The 19,856-nt window shown below is 62.2% G+C and carries 19 protein-coding genes; 7 read left to right on the forward strand and 12 right to left on the reverse strand.

What is annotated here, in order from left to right; genetic code table 11:
- Positions 1-91 precede the first annotated feature (91 nt).
- The 5 genes from AB8A38_RS23610 to ygfZ all read right to left on the reverse strand — a co-directional run bounded on the left by AB8A38_RS23610 (position 92) and on the right by ygfZ (position 5,651).
- Positions 92-2,782: a DUF2339 domain-containing protein gene (locus tag AB8A38_RS23610; RefSeq protein WP_439087623.1), complete on the reverse strand. Its 2,691-nt coding sequence runs from the start codon at positions 2,780-2,782 to the stop codon at positions 92-94.
- A 137-nt stretch (positions 2,783-2,919) separates the two neighbouring features.
- Positions 2,920-3,426 (reverse strand): tyrosine phosphatase family protein, encoded by a 507-nt coding sequence (locus AB8A38_RS23615; RefSeq protein WP_439087624.1) that lies wholly within the window; start codon positions 3,424-3,426, stop codon positions 2,920-2,922.
- A gap of 75 nt (positions 3,427-3,501) precedes the next feature.
- Positions 3,502-4,116, reverse strand: a complete 615-nt coding sequence (locus AB8A38_RS23620; RefSeq protein WP_439087625.1) for a hydrolase — start codon at positions 4,114-4,116, stop codon at positions 3,502-3,504.
- Positions 4,117-4,143: 27 nt separating this feature from the next.
- Positions 4,144-4,770: a DNA-3-methyladenine glycosylase I gene (locus AB8A38_RS23625; RefSeq protein ID WP_439087626.1), complete on the reverse strand. Its 627-nt coding sequence runs from the start codon at positions 4,768-4,770 to the stop codon at positions 4,144-4,146.
- A complete protein-coding gene (gene ygfZ, locus AB8A38_RS23630) occupies positions 4,767-5,651 on the reverse strand; it encodes a CAF17-like 4Fe-4S cluster assembly/insertion protein YgfZ (RefSeq protein ID WP_439087627.1) in 885 nt (294 codons plus the stop codon). Before ygfZ ends, AB8A38_RS23625 begins: the two co-directional genes overlap by 4 nt.
- Positions 5,652-5,801: 150 nt before the next feature.
- Here ygfZ and AB8A38_RS23635 point away from each other — a divergent pair, with 150 nt between their 5' ends.
- Entirely contained in the window at positions 5,802-7,136 is a 1,335-nt protein-coding gene (locus tag AB8A38_RS23635) for a dihydroorotase (RefSeq protein ID WP_439087628.1), read from the forward strand.
- 56 nt (positions 7,137-7,192) lie between these two features.
- Here AB8A38_RS23635 and AB8A38_RS23640 read toward each other — a convergent pair whose 3' ends face one another.
- A complete protein-coding gene (locus AB8A38_RS23640; protein ID WP_068730348.1) occupies positions 7,193-7,459 on the reverse strand; it encodes a hypothetical protein in 267 nt (88 codons plus the stop codon).
- 186 nt (positions 7,460-7,645) lie between these two features.
- Between AB8A38_RS23640 and AB8A38_RS23645 the strand changes: the two genes are divergently transcribed.
- Both AB8A38_RS23645 and AB8A38_RS23650 read left to right on the forward strand, forming a co-directional pair.
- On the forward strand, positions 7,646-8,932 hold the full coding sequence (locus tag AB8A38_RS23645) for a DUF445 domain-containing protein (RefSeq protein ID WP_439087629.1): 1,287 nt from the start codon (positions 7,646-7,648) through the stop codon (positions 8,930-8,932).
- Between the two features lie 185 nt (positions 8,933-9,117).
- Positions 9,118-9,888: an esterase/lipase family protein gene (locus AB8A38_RS23650; protein WP_315843876.1), complete on the forward strand. Its 771-nt coding sequence runs from the start codon at positions 9,118-9,120 to the stop codon at positions 9,886-9,888.
- A 19-nt stretch (positions 9,889-9,907) separates the two neighbouring features.
- Here AB8A38_RS23650 and AB8A38_RS23655 read toward each other — a convergent pair whose 3' ends face one another.
- Positions 9,908-11,131, reverse strand: a complete 1,224-nt coding sequence (locus AB8A38_RS23655; protein ID WP_315843875.1) for a bifunctional alpha/beta hydrolase/OsmC family protein — start codon at positions 11,129-11,131, stop codon at positions 9,908-9,910.
- Positions 11,132-11,479: 348 nt separating this feature from the next.
- On the opposite strand from AB8A38_RS23655, the gene AB8A38_RS23660 reads away from it, so the two are divergent.
- The 3 genes from AB8A38_RS23660 (at position 11,480) to AB8A38_RS23670 (ending at position 14,476) form a co-directional block, all read left to right on the forward strand.
- Complete coding sequence (locus AB8A38_RS23660; RefSeq protein WP_439087630.1) at positions 11,480-12,484, forward strand: TRAP transporter substrate-binding protein; 1,005 nt, start codon at positions 11,480-11,482, stop codon at positions 12,482-12,484.
- Between the two features lie 83 nt (positions 12,485-12,567).
- A complete protein-coding gene (locus AB8A38_RS23665) occupies positions 12,568-13,143 on the forward strand; it encodes a TRAP transporter small permease (RefSeq protein WP_439087631.1) in 576 nt (191 codons plus the stop codon).
- 40 nt (positions 13,144-13,183) lie between these two features.
- Positions 13,184-14,476, forward strand: a complete 1,293-nt coding sequence (locus AB8A38_RS23670; protein WP_089265860.1) for a TRAP transporter large permease — start codon at positions 13,184-13,186, stop codon at positions 14,474-14,476.
- 1 nt (position 14,477) lies between these two features.
- On the opposite strand, the gene AB8A38_RS23675 is transcribed toward AB8A38_RS23670, so the two are convergent.
- The 3 genes from AB8A38_RS23675 to AB8A38_RS23685 form a co-directional block, all read right to left on the reverse strand.
- Complete coding sequence (locus AB8A38_RS23675; RefSeq protein WP_439087632.1) at positions 14,478-15,263, reverse strand: FadR/GntR family transcriptional regulator; 786 nt, start codon at positions 15,261-15,263, stop codon at positions 14,478-14,480.
- 73 nt (positions 15,264-15,336) lie between these two features.
- Positions 15,337-15,858: a hypothetical protein gene (locus AB8A38_RS23680; RefSeq protein ID WP_439087633.1), complete on the reverse strand. Its 522-nt coding sequence runs from the start codon at positions 15,856-15,858 to the stop codon at positions 15,337-15,339.
- A gap of 429 nt (positions 15,859-16,287) precedes the next feature.
- The gene (locus tag AB8A38_RS23685; RefSeq protein WP_439087634.1) at positions 16,288-16,785 is read right to left on the reverse strand and encodes a YbaK/EbsC family protein; all 498 of its coding nucleotides are present in this window, start codon (positions 16,783-16,785) and stop codon (positions 16,288-16,290) included.
- 180 nt (positions 16,786-16,965) lie between these two features.
- Between AB8A38_RS23685 and AB8A38_RS23690 the strand changes: the two genes are divergently transcribed.
- Positions 16,966-17,682, forward strand: coding sequence for a glycosyltransferase family 25 protein (locus AB8A38_RS23690; protein ID WP_439087635.1), 717 nt, complete (start codon positions 16,966-16,968; stop codon positions 17,680-17,682).
- On the opposite strand, the gene AB8A38_RS23695 is transcribed toward AB8A38_RS23690, so the two are convergent.
- Together AB8A38_RS23695 and AB8A38_RS23700 are read right to left on the reverse strand one after the other, a co-directional pair.
- Positions 17,683-18,918: an O-antigen ligase family protein gene (locus tag AB8A38_RS23695; RefSeq protein WP_439087636.1), complete on the reverse strand. Its 1,236-nt coding sequence runs from the start codon at positions 18,916-18,918 to the stop codon at positions 17,683-17,685.
- On the reverse strand, positions 18,915-19,790 hold the full coding sequence (locus AB8A38_RS23700) for an amidohydrolase family protein (protein ID WP_093757365.1): 876 nt from the start codon (positions 19,788-19,790) through the stop codon (positions 18,915-18,917). Before AB8A38_RS23700 ends, AB8A38_RS23695 begins: the two co-directional genes overlap by 4 nt.
- Between the last annotated feature and the right edge of the window lie 66 nt (positions 19,791-19,856).

A 19,856-nucleotide genomic window follows, 5' to 3' on the forward strand; every position in this document is an offset into this window, starting at 1 on the left:
GGCGATCCCCGGTTTAGGGCCGGGGATCGCCGAGATCGGTATCATTGACGATCACAGGGAATGCGCAAGCGAGAATTGCGCCGGGGAGGCATCAGGTTTCCGTTGCAGGGGCCGCAGCGGGGGGCTGTGTGCGTCTCGAGAATAGGATGCGCTGATACAGCCAGCCGATGGCCACCAGCACGAGGCCGAGGCACATGAAGGACAGTGCGCGGTAGACGCCCGTCAGCGACGACATATCGACCAGGAACGCCTTGAGGATCGTCAATGCGATGACCACGGCGGAGGCGAGCCGCGCGCGCTGCGAGTTGAACAGGATGCCGATGCCGAGCAGCACGACGCCAAAGCCCAGCCACGCGATCGACAGCGTATATTGCTCGGCATCGGTGATCGAGGCGTTGTAGAAAATCGGGCCGTGATAGATGCGGCGGATTTCCAGCGTCACATACATCAGGGCTAGCACCAGCGCACCACCAGCGATGGTATTGCCATAGGCCGGCTTGCGACGGCCGGCGACGGCATAGGACAGCAGCAGAGCGAGCACCGCGGGCAGGGCATAGCCGAGCAGCAGCAGGTTGAAGATCACGCCGCCGACATCGATACGCCAGATGCCGGGATTGGTGATGAACAGCAATCCGCCGAGCGTCGCAATGCCTGCGAACAGCGTGAGGAGCACCGCACTGACATTATGCACGATACTGCCGCTGCGGATGCGCAGCCGTTCCAGCCCAATGGCCATGGCGAGCGCGACGCAGACCTGCAATGCGACTTCTGTGAGGTCCGACGACGACCGATAGACGTTGCCGCCATTGACGAGATGGCGAATTTCCATGAAGGCCAGCAGCACGGTGAACAGGATCGCGGCGGATTCCACCATGCGCAGCGGCGCATCATCGCCGCGGCGGCGCATCAGGATGCTGGCGGCCCAGAACGAGGCAGCCGGCACGCCATAGCCCCACAGCAGCCAGTTGAAGATCGGCGTGGTGCCGACGAGATCGCCGACCACGCGGGGCTCCCACCCCATGCGGGCGACGACGATGCCGGCAAGGATCGCTGCGAGCCAGCGCAGGAATGGGATCGGCCGCTGCATGGAGATCCAGGCTGTGCCCAGCGCCATCAGCGACAGCGCGATGGTGAGCCAGCCTTTCTCCAGTGCAAAGGTCAGCCCCAGTGCCAGCGCGCCGAGCGTCCCGGTAGCGAACAGCGCGGTGGAGATCGCGAGGCCCGGGCGTGGCTCGCGCTTGCCGAGCAGTTCGGTGGCTGCGGCAAAAGCGGCGCCGATGATGACGGCGAGAATGGCGAAGGGGATCGAGCGATCGAGATGCGCGATGCGGGCATAGAGCGCGATCAACAGCGCCAGCGGCGTGAACACCGCGGCGCCCGACCAGATCACCGGAATGACGGCACTGACGGAGCGGCCCTGGGCGAGGAAGCCGAGCGCGCCGAAGCCGACCGCGAAGAGCGCGGCAGATGCCAGATGCAGCGACACCGAGCTCTCCACCGGGCTGGCGCCGATGCCCGCCAGCGGCCCGCCGGGCAGCACCAGCATGTCGAGATTGCCCTGGATGGCCCATTCCAGAAATACGACGGCGACGAAGCCTGCGGCCACGGCAACAGCCGCGGTGGCGGCCTGAGCGTACCAGGCGACGAACAGCGTGCCGGCGACGACGAGCGCGAATGTCACCATGGTCATGTCGGCATGAAAACTGGAAAGTACGACCAGCGTCGCGCTGAGCAAGCTCGCACTGAGTGCGCCCGATGAGATGCCTTCGATGCGGCCTTCTTCAGCCGGCGGGCCGTACAGGAAGCCGCATACGACCAGCAGCGAGGCAAGCAGGAAGCCGGCGAGGACGTGGAATGTATGCGGTGCTAGGGATGGCGTGCCAGCGTCGAGGCCCGGCAGGGTCCATAGCGTGGCGAAGGCGATGGTGGTCAGCGCCAGCCAGCGCCACAGCCGGATACGCGCGAGGCTGAAGGCGGCAGCCATGACGATGGCGAGATAGATATACAGCGCCCAGTAATCCGGCCTGCCGGACGACACCAGCACCGGCGTGACGAAAGCGGCGGCGATGCCGAGGCCCGCGAGCGCCGGGCCGTGCAGCAATGCCGCGGCCATGGTGCACATGGCGACGATGCCGAGCAGGGCGAAGGCCGTGCCGGGGACGAGGAAGTTATATAGCGCATAGGCCGCATAGACTGTCGCAAAGGCGACGGCAGTGCCGGCCGCTGTGAGGATCGCCGGAATATTGGCGATGGGCAGCGGTGCAATCGCAGACAGACTTTCCTTGCGGCGCGCAAATTCGCCGACGGCGAGCAGTGCCAGCGCGAACAACCCGCCGAGCAGCACGCGCACTTCGGGGCCGAGCAGGCCGGCCTCGATGGAATAGCGCACCATGAAGAAGCCGCCGAGTGCCAGCGTGAGGCCGCCGACCCAGACGACCCAGCGCGTGCCGATGCGTTCCTCAAAGCCGGGGCCGGCCGCAGGGGCTTCCACAGGCGCGGCGGGTTCGGGCGTAGCGTGAGCAGGGACATCCGGCTGGATCGAGGGTGCGGCTTCGCGGATTACCTCGGTCGATGTCTCTGAGAGAGCAGGCGTGGGTGCAATGTCCGGTGCGGTCGCTGTGCGGTCCGGAGTTGCTGCGGCGGTCGTGGTCACCACACGCGGTGTCGTATCAAAGGCATCGAGCCGGGCGCGCAGCACCTTCACCTCATTGCGCGCCTTGCGCGCGAAGATGAAGGCAACGATAGCAATCACCAGCGTTACGAAACCGAAATCATCGAACATCGACTATCAAACCCTCAGAGAGCAGGACGCGCGCCAATCATGCCCCGGAACGACGTCCGGGGACATGGCAACTCTATGTGTTGTCGTGGAGAACTTTAGTTCACGCGATCCGTGTATTTGGCGCGCAATTGCTGGAATTAATCCAGATCGAGGCGAAACGGCTTGCCGATCACGGTCAGATTGCCGGGGCCCATCTCGTCGAGCGCGCGGACCATGCGGCCGCCGCGGCCCAGCGCCTTGTCGGCGAGGGTCACGAGCAGGCGGTTGGGGGATGCGATCGGCGAGGCCGCGCGGATTCGTAGCGCAATGTCGCGCTCGTCGCGGTCCGGATTGAGCATGCAGGCGGCGGCAAAGGCGCTGGCGGTGGACCGGGAGATGCCGGCATAGCAATGGATCACCAGCGGCGAGGCCCGGTCCCAGCCGCGAACGAAGTCCAGCACCTGGGCGATATGGCCTTCGTTCGGTGCGACAAAGCCGTCCATCGCCTCGGTGATGTCGTCGACCTGCACCCTGAGATGATTGGCCTCCGAAATAGACGGCGGTCGCTGCACCTGCGCGACATTGGCCATGATGGTGAGCACGTGGCTCGCGGCCGTGTCCTTCACGGTGGGATGCAGATCGGCCAGCGAGCAGACGTGTATCATCGGGGAACCTTTTGTTGAGCGTCGTTATAACGCCCCGTTCTCTCCACGTCATGCCCGGGCATGACGGAGTTTAAATTACGCCAGCAGCGCCTCAAACCTTGCCAGAAACCGCTTCTCAGCCTTCCCCGCCGACCACGGCGTCAGGTAATCTTCCACCATGGCTTCCGAGAGGCCGGGATCCTTGCCGAACAGACGCTTTGCTTCGGCTTCCTTGAAGCCTGCAAGGCGTGTGGCTTCCAGATACGCGGCGCCCATATCGGCGGCCTTGATCTGCTTGGTGATCCCGGGCTCCAGCACCGGCGGCAGGCCGAAGCGGATGTGGATGGCGCCGAGCAGGCGATTTTCGATTACCTTGTAGTCGCCGCCGATCACCGCCTTGAAAGGCGAGATCATGTCGCCGATGACATATTCCGGCGCGTCATGCAGCAGGGCCGCGAGCCGTACGCGCTCATCAGCGCGCGGCATTTGCTCGCGCAGCACGGCTTCCACGAGAAGCGTGTGCTGTGCCACCGAGAAAATATGAGCGCCGTGGGTCTGCCCGTTCCAGCGCGCGACGCGCGCGAGCCCGTGGGCAATATCGGCAATTTCGATATCCAGCGGCGAGGGATCGAGCAGATCAAGCCGCCGGCCCGACAGCATGCGTTGCCAGGCGCGGGTGGCGACGTCAGTGGAGAATTTCGATTTGGCCATCGGTTCTTGTTCTTGAGTTTCTTGCTGCTACTTCGCCTTGAGGCGCGGCTTGCGCTTCAGGCCCATGCAGGCCTCGTGGCAAAAGCAGGTCACGAGATGATCGTTGACCATGCCTGTGGCCTCCATAAAGGCATAGACGATGGTCGGGCCGACGAATTTGAAGCCGCGCCTCTGCAGATCCTTGGAGATCTTGGCCGATAGCGGTGTCGAGGCCGGCACGCTGCCATGGGTCTTGAAATTATTGACCAGTGGCTTGCCGTCCACGAAGTCCCACAGATATTTCGAGAAGCCGGCGCCTTCTTCCATGATTTTCAGATAGCCTTTGGCGCTGAGGATCGCGCCTTCGATCTTGGCGCGGTTGCGCACGATGCCGGCATCGTTCATCAGCGCGTGAACTTTTTTCTCGCTGTAGCGCGCGATTTTTTCCGGCTGAAAGTTATCGAATGCTTTGCGGAAATTGTCGCGCTTGCGCAGGATGGTGATCCAGGAGAGGCCGGCCTGGAAGCCATCGAGGATCAGCTTCTCGTAGAGCGCGCGGTCGTCATATTCCGGAACGCCCCATTCGGTGTCGTGATAGGCGACATAGAATGGATCTTCGCCCGGCCACGGGCAGCGCGTCCTGCCGTCGGCATGCGTGATCGCGGGCTTGGTCATGCGGGGGTCTTCTTCGTGGCCAGCGCGCGTACGGCAGCGGCGTCGGCGAGATGAATGGCGATGTCGCCGGCCAGGAAAGCGGCATCGGCATCGAGCGCATCACTGGCGCGGTCGGTGCGGATCATGGCGAGGCCACGGCCATCGGCAGACGAGCCCATGGTGCCGATCGGCTTGTCCGCAGCGCGGATTTCGGTGCCGGCAGCCGGCGCCGCGCCATCCAGCGTGATGCCGACGATGCGCGTGCGCGCCGTACCGCGATGCTGCATGCGGGAGACGACCTCCTGGCCGATGTAACAACCCTTGTCGAAATCGACGCCGGAGAGTTTGTCCATATTGGCTTCGTGCGGGAACGCATCGCCATAGGCGAAATCAGCTCCGCCGCGTGGCACGCCGAGCCTGATGCGGTACGCTTCATAGGTTGATGCATCGACCAGTTCGGCACCGACCAGCGCGGCCGTCTTCGGGACCAGATCGGGCGGCACGAGGATGCGATAGCCGAGCGCGCCGTCGCGCGGGTCGGCAAAAGTCAGGTCCGGCTTCATGCCGGGCTCGCCGTCCCACACCGCGAGTACGCCGAGCGCATCGGAGAGATTTTCCACCGTCACCTTGGCGCGCAGCTTGTAGAAGCCGAGCTTGGTGGCCAGCGGTTGTGCCAGTTCGCGCGGGCAGTCGATCAGGAGCCCGCCGCCATGGCCGGCCGGTGCTTCGGTGATGAGGAAGTCGGCGATGATCTTGCCCTGGGGCGTCAGCAGCGCGCCGAACCGCGCGGTGCCCGGCGTCACCACCTCGATCTCGGAGGTCACGAGGTTGTTGAGGAAACCGCGGGCGTCGTCGCCGGCGATTTTCACCACACCCCGATCGGGGAGAAACGCTGCTTTCATTTGGAAAATCTCGAAAAATCCAATAAACGAGCCGGGAAACGGGGGTGAATCACGGCTGGCGGATATGACAGCTAAAGTTAAGCCGCTAAGATGCCGACAACAAGGCCCGCGCTCATCCTGCGCGGCATTCACAGGCTGTGACGAGACCAGATGACCCAGACATTCGACACCATTTTGAAGAACGGCACCGTCGTCAATCAGGACGGCGAGGGTGCGCGCGATATCGGCATTCGCAATGGCCGAATCGCGGCGATCGGATCGCTCGGTGCGGCCTCGACCGCTGAAGTGATCGACTGCAAGGGGCTGCACATCCTTCCGGGCGTGATCGACACCCAGGTGCATTTCCGCGAGCCGGGCCTCGAGCAGAAGGAAGACCTGGAGACTGGATCACGCAGCGCCGTGATGGGCGGCGTCACCGGCGTGTTCGAAATGCCGAATACCAATCCGCTGACCATTGACGAAGCCACTTTCACCGACAAGGTGAAGCGCGGCCATCATCGCATGCATTGCGATTACGCCTTCTTTATCGGTGGTACCCGCGAGAACGTGCAGGATCTGCCGGAGCTCGAACGCGCGCCCGGCTGCGCCGGCGTGAAGGTGTTCATCGGCTCATCCACCGGCGCGCTGCTGGTCGAGGACGACGACAGCCTCCGCCGCATCTTCCAGGTCATCAAGCGCCGCGCCGCCTTCCATGCGGAAGACGAATATCGCCTCAACGAGCGCAAGAACCTGCGCATCGAAGGCGACACCCGTTCGCACCCGGTTTGGCGCGACGAGACTGCGGCGCTGATGGCGACGCAGCGGTTGGTCAACCTTGCGCGCGAGACCGGCAAGCGCATCCATGTGCTGCATATCTCGACGAAAGAAGAGATCGAATATTTGCGCGACCACAAGGACGTCGCGTCCTGCGAGGCGACGCCGCATCACCTGACCATGGCGGCGCCGGAATGCTATGAGCGCCTCGGCACGCTGGCGCAGATGAATCCGCCGGTGCGCGATGCCAGCCATCGCGACGGCATCTGGAACGGCATCAGTCAGGGCATCATTGATGTGCTCGGCTCCGACCACGCGCCGCACACGCTCGAGGAAAAGAAGAAAATCTATCCGGCGTCGCCCTCGGGAATGACCGGCGTGCAAACGCTGGTGCCGATCATGCTGGATCACGTCAATGCCGGCCGCCTGTCGCTGGCACGCTTCGTCGATCTGTCGAGTGCAGGTCCCGCGCGGCTCTACAACATCGCCATGAAGGGCCGCATCGCGGCGGGCTATGACGCCGACTTCACCATCGTGGATCTGAAACGCACCGAAACCATCACCAATGACTGGGTAGCCTCGAAGGCCGGCTGGACGCCCTATGACGGTGTAAAGGTCACCGGCTGGCCCGTCGGCACCTTCGTGCGCGGCCGCCGCGTGATGTGGCAGGGCGAACTGGTCACGCCGTCGCAGGGCGAGACGGTGAAATTCCTGGAAACGCTGAAGGCATAAGGTATCTCAGGCTGGATCGCCCGCGAAAGCGGGCGACGACAGTCAGAGCTATATGACTACTGCCGTGCCAGTGTCAGCGAGAATTCGCCATTGCGCACGCGGCCCGGAAGACCCTCGACAAACTTCGCCACGGCGTCCTCGCCATAGGTGCCGACGAGTTCGGCAAAGGCCGCGAACAGGCTGGCCTGCGCGAGGCAGTCGCCATCGACGCCGTCATGTCGTGCTTCCGCCCAGGCTTCGTTGAGATAGCTCAGCGCGGCCTGCTTCTGTTCCTGATCCGGTAGCGGATCGCGGGCGGGGCGGTACGACAATGATTCGCTCATGAAATTCCCAAAACGGTCTTCGGCGCTCATCAAAGCGAAGCGCGCCTCGCAAGTTCGAATCGAGATTTACCACGCGGAGCAGGTTCCGCGAGCGACATCTTTAAGAAAGGTTAACGACAGTGACTCACATTGTCCGACATTATGTTAACAGCGGGAACCGGCCATCTTGACCGGTTGAGGAAGCCTATGGACGCAAACAGTTTTTCGTCTTTCGCGAGTCCCGGCGACGCTGCGCGCGCAGCAGAGTTGCGACGCGTGAAGGCGATCGCCGCACTGGTGCTGGCGAGCTGTCTGGTGGTGTTCATAACGGCAAAAATCCTGCTGCCGATTCATCCCGCGTTCGGATTCGTTGCGGCCTTCGCGGAAGCGGCCACCATTGGCGGATTGGCGGACTGGTACGCCGTTGTCGCGCTGTTCCGTCGGCCGATGGGTCTGCCGATTCCGCACACCGCGATCATCCAGGCGAATCAAGATCGCATTGCCGACAAGCTGGGTGAATTCATCGAGGTGCATTTCCTCGAAGCCGGGCCGGTCGAGGCCAAATTACGTGAGGTGGATTTTGCGAGTTTCGTTGCAGACTGGCTGAGGGACAAGAAGCGTAGCGCCGATCTCGCGCGTTTCTTGCTGCGGCTGTTGCCGGAGGCGATGTCGGCGACGGAAACGTCTGGTCTCAAAACCTTCATCACACGCCGTGTGATGACCCAGCTGCAGTCGGTTGATCTCGCGCCCATCGCTGCCGGCACCATGCGGGGCTTCATCAGGGATGGTCGCCATCAGGGCCTGCTCGACAATCTGCTCGGCGCCATGCATGGCGCGCTGACCGAGCCGGACACGCTAGCCGTCATCAAGAACAAGATTCGCGACGAGCTGCCGACGTTGCTCAAACTCTACCGCGCCGATGCGTTCCTGCTGAAGCGCATCGTCGCGTCGGCCACGACCTTCTTCGACGATGTACGCAAGGATCCTGCGCATCCGTTCCGTGGCGAGTTCGACCGCATGCTGCTGTCCTTCGTCGATCGGCTGGAGACCGAGCCCGGCTTCACCGGCCGTATCGATGGGTTGAAGCGCGATCTGCTGGCGCGCTCCGAGCTTGCCGAACTAGGACGTAATCTCTGGAACAATGCGCGCAGCTTCATCGAGCGCAGTGCATCAGGTGAAAGCAATGTACTGGCACATCATCTGGCCAATGTATTCGTCGAGGCCGGCGCAGCGCTGCGCGCGGATGCCGAGATGCGCGGCGAGATCAACCAGGGCATCGTCGTGGTGTTGCGCACGTTCATCGCCGATCAGAAAAGCGGCGTGTCGAGTTTTATCGCCGACCAGGTGAAGGGCTGGGACATGCAGCAGCTGATCGGTGTCATCGAAGTCAATATAGGCCGCGATCTGCAATATATCCGCTTCAACGGTTCGCTGATCGGCGGGCTCGCCGGGCTGGCGCTCTACACGATCGAATATCTGTTGCGACTGCTGTGAGAGCAGTTCCGCATTGCGGAAAAGTGAGGCGCCGGGGGTATCGGGATGCGCTTGAACTGCCACAAACCCGACCTTAACTTGAGTGAACTGATAGTTGCTTCGGTGCGTTGTGTGATTCCCTCCCTGTGAGGCTGCTTTCAAATCAATCGATATGACCGGCCAACGCGCCGGCGAGAGGAAATCAGATGTCGGCTACGGCCCAGGCGCAGCGTCCCCCATCGAAAACCCTGATGTTTCTTGAAGGCCGTGCGGTCCACGAATTCGGCGCGTTTCTGGGTGCGCTGCCGCTGCTGAATCTCGCGCCGCGTGGCGATGGTCATCCGGTACTGGTACTGCCGGGCCTTGTGGCCTCTGATGTTTCGACAGGTCCGCTCCGCACCTTCCTCAAGGGCCGCGGCTATGCCGTCAGCGGCTGGAAGCAGGGCCGCAATCTCGGTTTGCGCGACGGTGTGCAGGGCAGCATGGTCGAATTGCTGAAAGAGATGAACGAGACCCACGGCCGCAAGGTGAGTCTGGTCGGCTGGAGTCTCGGCGGCCTTTACGCACGCCAGCTCGCCAAGATGATGCCGGACCGCGTCCGTTCGGTGATCACGCTGGGCAGCCCGTTTGCCGGCCATCCGAAATCCACCAATGCCTGGCGTGTCTATGAATTCGCCAGCGGCAAACGCGCCGACGACACCGACGACGATTTCGGTGGCTCGCTCGCCGATACGCCGCCGGTCCCGACCACCGCGATCTACAGCCGCACCGACGGCGTCTGTGCCTGGCAGGGCTGCGTAGAGAAGCCGTCGGCGATGTCGGAGAGCATCGAGGTCGAGAGCAGCCATTGCGGGATGGGGCATCACCCCGCTGTCGTCTATGCAGTGGCGGAGCGTCTCGCGCAGAAGGAAGGCGCGTGGGCGCCGTTCGATCGCTCTGGCTGGCGCAGCTTGGTCTATCCGGACCCTAATAGGTAAAGGCGCGTCAGCGACACGCTTACTCTGCTGCTGTCGTCACGATCCTGATCTCAGATGTTAGTGTCCGGTGTACCGGGCACTTGTCAGCGATCTCCATGAGCTTTGCGCGCTGCTCGGCGTTGAGTTTGCCGTCGATCGTGATGACGCGCTCGATCTGATCGAGCATGCCGTCCTTGGTCTCGCATTCCTCGCAATCCCTGGCGTAGATCTTCTTGTGGTTCAGCGTCACCGTGACGTGGTCCATCGGTAATGTCTTGCGTTCGGCATAGAGCCGCATGGTCATCGCGGTGCAGGCGCCGAGCGCGCTGAGCAGCAGATCATATGGACCGGGTCCGGTGTCCTCGCCTCCGGCGGCGATCGGCTCGTCGGCGAGTATCTGATGCGGGCCGACAGTGATGACCTGCTGGAATTTGCTGGCGCGCGTCTCGCTCACCACCACCTTGCGCGGCTCATCGGGCAGGCTCGCTACGGGCGCGATGGCGACCGCATTGAGATAGCGCCCGGCCCAGGCCGCGATGACATCGGCGACATAGATCGCGTCATGCTTTTGCGTGAGCAGGTGATCGGCACCGGCCAGCGAGACGAAGCTCTTGGGATGTTTGGCAGCGACGAAAATCCTTGTGGCGTTGTCAATGCCCACTGTGTCGTCGGTGGGCGCATGCATGATCAGCAGCGCCTTGTGGAGCCTGGTCACCTTGGCCATCAGATTGTGCTCGGCGATATCGTCGAGGAACTCACGCTTGATGCTGAATGGCCGACCGGCGAGCTTGACCTCGACCTCGCCTTTTTCGCGGATCGCGTCGACATGTTCGGAGAACATGTCGGTGACATGCGCGGGATCGGAGGGCGCCGCGATGGTGACAACGGCCTTGGCTTCCGGCACCTGTTCAGCGGCGGAGAGGATCGCTGCGCCGCCGAGGCTGTGGCCGATCAGGATTGCCGGTGCCTGGCGTATTTCCCGCAAATGGTCGGCGGCTTTTACGAGATCGGCGACATTCGACGAGAAGGTGCTATTGGCGAAATCGCCCTCGCTGGAGCCGAGGCCAGTGAAGTCGAAGCGCAGAACGGCGATGCCCTTGAGCGTCAGCGCCGCGGAGATACGCCGCGCCGCGAGCACATCCTTGCCGCAAGTGAAGCAATGCGCGAACAGCGCGTACGCGTGGACATCGCCATCGGGCAGGTCGAGCGCCGCCGCCAGCATATGGCCGGCCGCGCCGGGGAATTGAAAGCGTTCAGTTGGCACGGTGGGCTCCTGTCGTGACAGATGTCTCTCTCTACACCGATTCCAACCAATCAATCAGCGGGTACCCAACACCCCTGCGAAAATGAGGCCGAGATGCCGCTCTCTTCGCGCTGCACCTCGGGTTGAACTTTAGTTCTGCGCGGCCGCTCGAGCACGCGCTTGCCGGCCTCCGATGTCGGTGCTAGATGTCGGGTCATCGTACAACTTTTGGGGTGCGCTGCCGATACAAGCTGATGGACGGCGGGCCGGCACGCTTCTAGAATTGTGACAAGATCGACCCCGCAAAGGGGCGAACCAGAATAATGGCCAACGCGCCGCATCGGGAAATTCACAGGGAGGATTTCGTCCATGAAGAGAAGAGATGTCGTCAAAGGCGGACTGGCCGCGCTCGCGGTTGGCGCTACCGGTCTCGGGCGGTTCACGCCTGCGCAGGCGCAGGCCAAGATGGTCCTCAAGGCCTCTGACGTCCACCCGCTCGGCTACCCCACGGTCGAATCCGTGGTCCGCATGGGCAAGAAGCTGGATGCCGCCACAAGCGGCCGGCTCACCATCCAGATGTTTCCCTCCATGCAGCTTGGCGGCGAGAAGGAAGCCATCGAGCAGGCCCAGGTCGGCGCTCTGCAGATCGCCCGTATCTCTGTCGGTGCGGTCGGCCCCGTGGTCGATGACGTCAACGTCTTCAACATGCCGTTCGTGTTTCGCGATTCCAAGCACATGGAAGCGGTCCTCGATGGCGAGATCGGCACCGAGCTGCTGAACAAGATCACGACTAATGAAAAAACCGGTCTGGTCGCGCTTGGCTGGATGAATGCCGGCTCGCGCAACATCTACAACAGCAAACGCCCGATCAAGACGCTCGCCGATCTCAAGGGTCTCAAGATCCGGATGATCGGTAATCCCTTGTTTATCGACACCATGAATGCGCTAGGTGGCAACGGCGTCGCCATGGGCTTCGATCAGGTGTTTAGTGCCATGCAGACCGGCGTCGTCGATGGGGCCGAGAACAATCTGCCATCCTTCGTGGCGCAGAACCATTTCCAGGTCGCCAAGTATTTCTCGATGACTGAGCATCTGATCATTCCGGAATTGCTGGTGTTCTCGAAAGCGTCATGGGCGAAGCTCACGCCGGACGATCAGGCGCTGCTGAAGAAATCTGGCCGCGAAGCGCAGCTCGAACAGCGCGTGCTCTGGTATGAGGCGGAGAAGACCGCGCTGGACAAGATGAAGGAAGTCGGCACCGACATCGTCACGTCCATCGACAAGCAGCCGTTCCGCGATGCCGTGAAGCCGGTGTGGGACAAATATGGCGCGAAATACGCCGAGATGACCAAGCGCATTGCTGCGGTGAGCTAGCGGCATGTTCTCAATGTGTCGTCCCCGCCTTCGCGGGGACGACAGGATAGGCCTGCGCTTCCGTCGCGTTACCTGAGGTCTTCATGTCTGACGTTGTTTCCAAACTGCCGGCTGCATCCAGTCATCATGCCGATACGGCCAGCCATGGTGTGGCTTACGCGTTCCGCCGCGCCATGAACGCACTGTACTGGTCCGGTGCCGTGTTTTCTTGCCTGGCGCTTGTGCTGATCTCCGCGATTATCCCTTGGGCTGTTTACACCCGCTACATTTTGAACAGCGCGGCGTCGTGGCCGGAGCCTCTGGCGGTGTTGCTGACGATAGCGGTGACTTTCATTGGCGCTGCCAACTGCTATCGCCAGCGCATCCACATGAACATGACCGTAGGTACCAACCTGCTGCCGCCTCACGCGCGTGTCGTAGCTGCTTTCATCAGCGAGTTGCTGATGGCTGCGGTGGCACTGTTCATGGTGATCTGGGGCATGAAGCTGGTGATGACCACCTGGGGCAATTCGGTGGATGAATTTCCCTGGTTGTCGGTCGGGATCACCTACATGCCGATCCCCGTTTCCGGCGCAATGATGTTTCTCTTTGTCGTCGAACGCCTGACCATCGGTCCGCCGCCGCAGGATGGCAGCGACGCACACATACCTCTCGACTAGCTTCGCCGATCAGCTCCAGCCATAACAAAGAAAATCCGACATGGACATCGCCGTTCTTCTGCTCAGCATGTGTCTGTTCTTCGCCGTCGGCATGCCGATCGCCTTCGCGCTGGCGCTTTCGGCGCTGGTCGGTGCGCTGTGGATCGATCTGCCCGTTGCAGCCGTGATGCAGCAACTCTCCAGCGGCGTCGGCAAGGTGTCGATGCTGACCGTGCCGTTCTTTGTGCTGGCCGGCGCCATCATGGCAGAAGGCGGCATGGCCCGAAGGCTGGTGGATTTTGCAGCCGTCGTGGTCGGCTTCACGCGCATCCGCGGCGGCCTCTCCCAGGTCAATATTCTGGCTACAACCATTATGAGCGGTATCTCCGGCTCGTCGGTCGCGGATACGTCGGCGATTGGCTCGGTGATGATCCCGCAGATGGCTGCGAAAGGCTATCCACGGGTGTTCGCCACCAATGTGACGATCTCCGCTTCGGTCCAGGCGATCCTGGTGCCGCCGAGCCACAATGCGGTGATCTATTCGCTGGCGACCGGCGGCGTAGTCTCGATCACCAGCCTGTTCCTGGCAGGTATCGTGCCCGGGCTGCTGCTTGGCTTCGCGATCATGCTGTTGTGTCTCTACTTTGCCTATCGCGATGGTCATCCGAAGGGCGAGCCGGTGCCAGTGAAGCAGGCGCTGAAGATGCTGGGGGATGCCACCTGGGGCATCGTCACGCTGGTGATCGTGCTCGGTGGCATTCTTACAGGCGTGTTCACGCCGATCGAGGCTGGCGCTGTGGCGTGCGTCTGGGCCTTCTTCGTCACGATGTTTATCTATCGCGATTACAAATGGTCCGAGCTGCCGATGCTGACCTACCGGACGCTCCAGACGGTAGCGATGGTGCTGACGCTGGTCGCGACCGCGTCGTGCTTCGGCTATGTCGCTGCGATGATGCGGATGCCGGCGCATATGACCGAGTTCTTCGTCGCCATCTCGTCGAACAAATACGTGCTGCTGATGTGGCTCAACATCATGCTGCTGATCCTCGGCACTGCGCTCGATCTCGCGCCGCTGCTGCTGATCTGCACACCGATCCTGCTGCCGGTGGTGAAGAGTTTCGGGATCGACCCCGTGCATTTTGGCATCGTGATGCTGCTCAATCTCGGCATCGGCCTGCTGACGCCGCCGGTCGGTACCACGCTGTTCGTCGGCTGTGCCATCGGCAAGGTCTCGGTGGACGAGGTGATGCGCGGGATCTGGCCGTTTTACTGGGTGATGTTCGCGGTGTTGATGCTGGTGACTTACGTGCCGTGGTTCTCGATGGCGTTGCCGCACGCATTCGGCTTCAGGTGAGCTACTGGACCGGATCGACTGACAACTGCTTGTAGCGTTCCTTGCCGTTCAACAGATGCCGGCGCATCGCATCGCGAGCCTTGCGCGGCGAACGGGCGCTGATCGCATTGACGATGACTTGGTGCTCCTTCTCGATGCTCTCGAGATAGCGCTTCTGCAATTCGACCTTGCCATCGAAGGTGCGGATGCTCTGGCGCGGGATGATGAGGCCGCCGAGGAACTCCAGAAAGCCGACGAAGCGCGCATTCTGCGTCGCCACGGCAATGGCGAAGTGGAAGTCGAAATCCTCCTTCACCGCACGGTCGCCATTGGCGATGGCGCGGCTGAAGGTAGCCGCCGCCTTGGCAATGGCTCTGATCTGGGCAGCCGTGGCGCGCTCGCTGGCTATGGCCGCGGCCTCCATCTCGACGGCCGTGCGCAGTTCAAGAATTTCGATCACGCTGCCAATTGAGCCCAGACCATCGGGGTCGATGGCATAAGGCTGCTGATCGGGCTCGTTGTTGACGAAGGCACCGGCGCCTTGCCGGGTGGTTACAAGACCCCGGGCGCGGAGTGCGGCAATCGCCTCGCGAACGACCGTGCGGCTGACGCCCATGGCCGCCATCATGGCTTGCTCGGTCGGCAGGCGCGCGCCCGCTGGCAAGCGACCTTCGGTGATCTGGGCGGCGATACGCTCGACCACCTCCTCGGTGCGGCGGCGCACGGGATTGAGCGGTCGCAGCAAAGGCGTGCCTGCGGCCCCATTGGTTGTCTTGCGCCTGGTGCGCGGCTTAGCTTGTCCGGTCATCGTACAACCGGGCTATCATCGCCGATGTCGCTACGCAAGTTTGTTGCGCGCGGCATATCGCGGCGGTGCGTGCTTACATGGTTTCGAGTTCGGGCAGCTTGAGGTCGCATTCGACCCAGGCGCCGTTAATGGCGAAGCGCTGGAACGGCGAGTCGGGCACTGGAGCCTGCAAAGGCGCGAGGAATTGCGCGTCCGCGGGGCTGCGCAGGTGAAATTGGATATGGCTGGCGGAGAGGGCATTGCGCGACAGCCAGACCATGCCGGAAAACAGTTCGATCAGCAGTTGTCCGTATTTATCGAGACCGGCGTTCCCGAAGTCGTAGGTCGGCGACACGGTCATGAAGCGGCAACGCAGCACCGGACCTTCGAATTTGGGCATCAGAAGTTTGCCGACCTGACAGAACGCCTGCGGAACGGTGCCGTCGTAGAGGCCGTACAACCCACCCTTGCCGCCCTGCATGACTGGGTCCAAAGCCGCGAAAATGCCCTGGGTGTAAGTGGAGAAGTCTTCCTCGGCTGCCTCGGCAGCCTTCCGCCACTGCGACTTCAGTGAAGCCCAGCTTCTGTCGGCGTCGGTGATCGGCGCGAGCCGCATCTCGAGTCCCCCCGCCGATTTACACACGGCCGGATGCAACCATAGCTATATACCCTCAAGATTTTGATAACGCGGGAACTTGGCCCCAGCGGTTACTGCGTAACCCGACGTCTATAGGGCGCGTTCAGGCGCCAGCGGACTGCAGTCCGGCTGCTGCTGCGGCCACGATCGACACTACCACCTGCTTCCAGGTCTTCGACGACTGCGGGCGATGAGACGGGGCTTTGAAGCGCATGGTCATTGTCCGGTTGGGCTGCATATATTGCTGTGCAGCCGAGCGTCCTCGGGGACGACATCCGGAAAATCGTGCCTTGCGCGGGGGAAGTCGATCCCCCGACAAAAATAGCAATACCCGCACTGCTCTCGCGCCGGATGGCGGTTGGCTTGTTCTCTGCCGGCAATGAATGGAAGTGAATTATTCTCGCTGCCTCAACCCGTCGCGCAAGCTTGCTCCTGCACTGCCGCCGGTTCCTGGCAAACATCGACCCAGCTGGCCCCGGTCAGTTCGGCCATCCGTGCCGGGGACATACGCACCGAACTGTTGACCGAGCCCGCCGCCGGCCACACCTCGGCGAATTCCTTCAGCGACACGTCGCAGTAGACTTGTAGTGGCGTTGCCAGGCCGAACGGGCAGACACCGCCGACCGGATGGCCGGTGAGGGCTACGACCTCGTCGGCCCCCAGCATGCGGGGCTTGCCGCCAAGTGCATCGCGTGCCTTCTTATTGTCGAGCCGTGCTGTTCCCTTGGTCACCACCAGCACCACCCGGTCGCCGACCCGCACCGACAGCGTCTTGGCGATTTGGCCGGGTTCGACGCCCAACGCCTCGGCGGCGAGAAGGACCGTGGCCGAGCTTTTGTCAGTGACGGTGACGGATAATTCGGGGGCGTTGGCGGTGAGAAAGGCGCGGACGGACTCAAGGCTCATGATGCGGTCTCGGTGACATACCGCCACGCCCTCTCACATGTCGCCGACAAAGTGAAATCACATCCGTGCATTGGGGAACCGGGGCGGCGTTGCCCCGCCATTCCCTCACGCCGGTTTTGACCTTATACGGGCTCTTGTCCGGCTGACCGTGCCGGGCGATGCTCTGGAGCTTACCTCTCGATGCTGCCGGCCTATGTGATCCATGCCAAATCGTTGCCCGAGCGCACGGAGCATATCCAGTGCGAGCTCGACCGTGCGGGCATCGAGTTCGAGTGGGTGCTGGATTTCGATGCCGAGGAGATCACCTCCGATGTCGATCGGGCTTATTTCGCCGAAGGCGCCGACCTCACGCTGAGGCAGAAATCCTGCGCGCTGAAACATGTGGTCGCCATGCAGCGCATTCGCGAGCGCGGCCAGGATCTGGCGCTGATCTTCGAGGATGACGCACTGCTGGTGTCGGATTTCTGCGACCAGTTGAAGCGCGTGCTCGACGAAGCCGAAAAGTGGCCGCGGCCACGAATTCTGCATCTTGGCGCCGCGACCAATTTTTACACCCCGGCGTCGGAGTTGCGCCCGGGCCAGATCGTCTATCCCGGCAATCGCGTGCGCAATATGGAAGCCTATGTGTTGGGTGCGCCCGAAGCCTCGGCGCGACTTGACTGGATCGCGCGGCATCCGATGCATGAGCCTATCGACATCGCCTTCAACACCGGCGATCCCGCCATGGGCATCCCGTTCCTGTGGCCGGAACCGCCGCTGGCGGAGCAAGGCTCGCTCAACGGCGTGTTCAAGAGCTCACTCGATCGCAAAGGGCATGCGCAATTGCAGCTGCGCATACAGTTTGCCGTGCAGAAGTTCAGGCGGCGTTATTTGAAGCGGTGGCTGAAGCTGAAGTAGTTATCGCTTTCCGGCCGTCCATTCCGAATGCGCATTGCGCACGAGCGCGCCGAGCAATCCCACTGCCAGACAGTACAACATCCCTTGCGTCACCGCCGAGATGTGGCTGTTGAATAGAGAGCCAATCACGTTCTGCAACACGACCGCCTGGCCGAGGATGCTTGCATAATCGCGCGCGAAAAAAAGTCGTGCATGCGCGATCCACATGGCCCACAGCAGCAGCCCGCCGATCAGGCCGACCTGCAGCACCGTATGAAGCGTTTGATTGTGCGGATCGGGCGTCGCCTGGCCATAGGGCGACGGCTTCGTCGCCTCCATGCTCTGATACAGCGGCTTGATGCTCCCGGTGCCGTGGCCGACGATGGGCGAGGCCTTCACGAAGCCGACTGCCTTGCTCCAGAAATCCAGCCGCGATGCAGTCGAGATCGTTTCGCCCCCGGCGGTCTGGCCGCTATTGGCGTTGATGTCCGAGTTGATTTCCGCGATCCGGCGCTGGGCTTGTGGCGAGGTCAGCAGTGCGATGCCGATCACGATCATGGCTGCGACCGCGACAATGGCAGAGCGCCGCCAGCCGCCGGCATGGATGACGAACAGACCGAGCAATGCGGTGGCCATGATTGCGCCGGTCTTCGACACATAGATCAGGAAAATGTCGGCAAAGAACAGAAGCCCGAGCACGATCATCGCAATGGCGCGGCGGGTGTCCTGCACCCAGATACGCATCGCGCCGATCGCCAGAGCAAAGGCACAAAGTGCGAAGCAGCCGGATTGAACCGCGTTGTCCTTGAAGGGCACGCCGGGCGCCTTGAACCAGCCCCACGGTCCTGTGGGCCACAAGAACGCAGCCCATGACAGGGCGAGAAGACATATGCAGGCGGCAAGAAAGCCATAAGCGATTTGTAGCGCTTGTTTCGGTGTAAATGCCGTCGCCATCACCAACGGGATCAGCAGCAGCTTGGCGTAGGGACCAACCCATCTGATCGCGCCGCTAAGCGGCTGCATCGACCAGAGCACGCCGACCAGGATCAGCGCGAACAGCGCGACTGGCAAATAGGCCGCAGGCTTCCGCAAGGTGGCGATGAAACGATCGCGGTCGAGTGTCAGCAGCGCGAGCACTGCAAAGATCGACACCGCGATAGCCTGACCGCTGGTGGAGAACGGCAGCGAGAAGCCGGTGGCAATGGCAGCGATCTGCCGGGCATCCGCAAGTTTGCGCGGCAGATCGTTGTTCGTCATATGCCCAGGAGTTTCCGTGCGTTGTTTTTCAGGACCTTCGGACGCACCTCGTCGCGAATGTCGAGCTTGGCGAAGTCGGCCATCCAGCGATCCGGCATGATCACCGGCCAGTCGGAGCCGAACAGCATCTTATCCTGCAGGATCGAATTAATGTAGCGCACCAAGATCGGCGGGAAGTATTTCGGCGACCAGCCGGACAGGTCGATGTAGACGTTGGGCTTGTGGGTCGCGACCGACAGCGCCTCTTCCTGCCAGGGGAAGGAGGGATGCGCCAGAATGATCTTCATGTCGGGAAAGTCGACCGCAACGTCGTCCATATACATCGGGTTGGAATATTTCAGCCGCATTCCCATGCCGCCGGGCATGCCGGAGCCGACGCCGGTCTGGCCGGTGTGGAACAACGCGATAGCGCCGCCTTCCTGGATCGCCTCATAGAGCGGATAGGCCATGCGGTCGTTGGCGTAGAAGCCCTGCATGGTCGGGTGGAACTTGAAACCCTTGACGCCGTATTCGGAGATTAGCTTGCGTGCCTCGCGCACGCCGAGCTTGCCCTTGTGCGGATCGATCGACGCGAACGGGATCAGTACGTCGGCGTTTTCTTTGGCGATCTCCAGCATCTCGTAGTTGTTGTAGCGGCGGAATCCGGTTTCGCGCTCGGCGTCGACCGGGAAGATCACCGCGGCGATCTTCTTGTCACGGTAATAGGCAGCGGTTTCCTCGACGGTCGGCGGATGCTTGTGTGGCGACTTGAAATACTCGGCCATGCGGGCCTGGAAATCGTCATAGCCGTCGTCGGCGTGGCAGCCGCATGGCTCTTCCGCATGGGTGTGGATGTCGATGGCGACCAAGTCGTCCGGATTGAGCAATTTCATGTCCCGCGTCTCCCGCACTGTCATCATTATCGTTGGCGGTTGCTCTAGCAAACCGGCCTGCTGAAT

The organism is Tardiphaga sp. 839_C3_N1_4 (assembly GCF_051811045.1).
Lineage (GTDB): Bacteria > Pseudomonadota > Alphaproteobacteria > Rhizobiales > Xanthobacteraceae > Tardiphaga.

Excerpts from the sequence above, each read along its gene's own strand:
- ygfZ (WP_439087627.1), bottom strand. The coding sequence starts at position 5,651 with ATGAAAGCAGCGTTTCTCCCCGATCGGGGTGTGGTGAAAATCGCCGGC.
- AB8A38_RS23685 (WP_439087634.1), bottom strand. The coding sequence starts at position 16,785 with ATGAGCCTTGAGTCCGTCCGCGCCTTTCTCACCGCCAACGCCCCCGAA.
- AB8A38_RS23615 (WP_439087624.1), bottom strand. The coding sequence starts at position 3,426 with ATGATACACGTCTGCTCGCTGGCCGATCTGCATCCCACCGTGAAGGAC.
- AB8A38_RS23640 (WP_068730348.1), bottom strand. The coding sequence starts at position 7,459 with ATGAGCGAATCATTGTCGTACCGCCCCGCCCGCGATCCGCTACCGGAT.
- AB8A38_RS23665 (WP_439087631.1), top strand. The coding sequence starts at position 12,568 with ATGTCTGACGTTGTTTCCAAACTGCCGGCTGCATCCAGTCATCATGCC.
- AB8A38_RS23625 (WP_439087626.1), bottom strand. The coding sequence starts at position 4,770 with ATGACCAAGCCCGCGATCACGCATGCCGACGGCAGGACGCGCTGCCCG.
- AB8A38_RS23690 (WP_439087635.1), top strand. The coding sequence starts at position 16,966 with ATGCTGCCGGCCTATGTGATCCATGCCAAATCGTTGCCCGAGCGCACG.
- AB8A38_RS23670 (WP_089265860.1), top strand. The coding sequence starts at position 13,184 with ATGGACATCGCCGTTCTTCTGCTCAGCATGTGTCTGTTCTTCGCCGTC.
- AB8A38_RS23620 (WP_439087625.1), bottom strand. The coding sequence starts at position 4,116 with ATGGCCAAATCGAAATTCTCCACTGACGTCGCCACCCGCGCCTGGCAA.
- AB8A38_RS23680 (WP_439087633.1), bottom strand. The coding sequence starts at position 15,858 with ATGCGGCTCGCGCCGATCACCGACGCCGACAGAAGCTGGGCTTCACTG.
- AB8A38_RS23695 (WP_439087636.1), bottom strand. The coding sequence starts at position 18,918 with ATGACGAACAACGATCTGCCGCGCAAACTTGCGGATGCCCGGCAGATC.
- AB8A38_RS23700 (WP_093757365.1), bottom strand. The coding sequence starts at position 19,790 with ATGAAATTGCTCAATCCGGACGACTTGGTCGCCATCGACATCCACACC.
- AB8A38_RS23635 (WP_439087628.1), top strand. The coding sequence starts at position 5,802 with ATGACCCAGACATTCGACACCATTTTGAAGAACGGCACCGTCGTCAAT.
- AB8A38_RS23645 (WP_439087629.1), top strand. The coding sequence starts at position 7,646 with ATGGACGCAAACAGTTTTTCGTCTTTCGCGAGTCCCGGCGACGCTGCG.
- AB8A38_RS23650 (WP_315843876.1), top strand. The coding sequence starts at position 9,118 with ATGTCGGCTACGGCCCAGGCGCAGCGTCCCCCATCGAAAACCCTGATG.
- AB8A38_RS23675 (WP_439087632.1), bottom strand. The coding sequence starts at position 15,263 with ATGACCGGACAAGCTAAGCCGCGCACCAGGCGCAAGACAACCAATGGG.
- AB8A38_RS23660 (WP_439087630.1), top strand. The coding sequence starts at position 11,480 with ATGAAGAGAAGAGATGTCGTCAAAGGCGGACTGGCCGCGCTCGCGGTT.
- AB8A38_RS23610 (WP_439087623.1), bottom strand. The coding sequence starts at position 2,782 with ATGTTCGATGATTTCGGTTTCGTAACGCTGGTGATTGCTATCGTTGCC.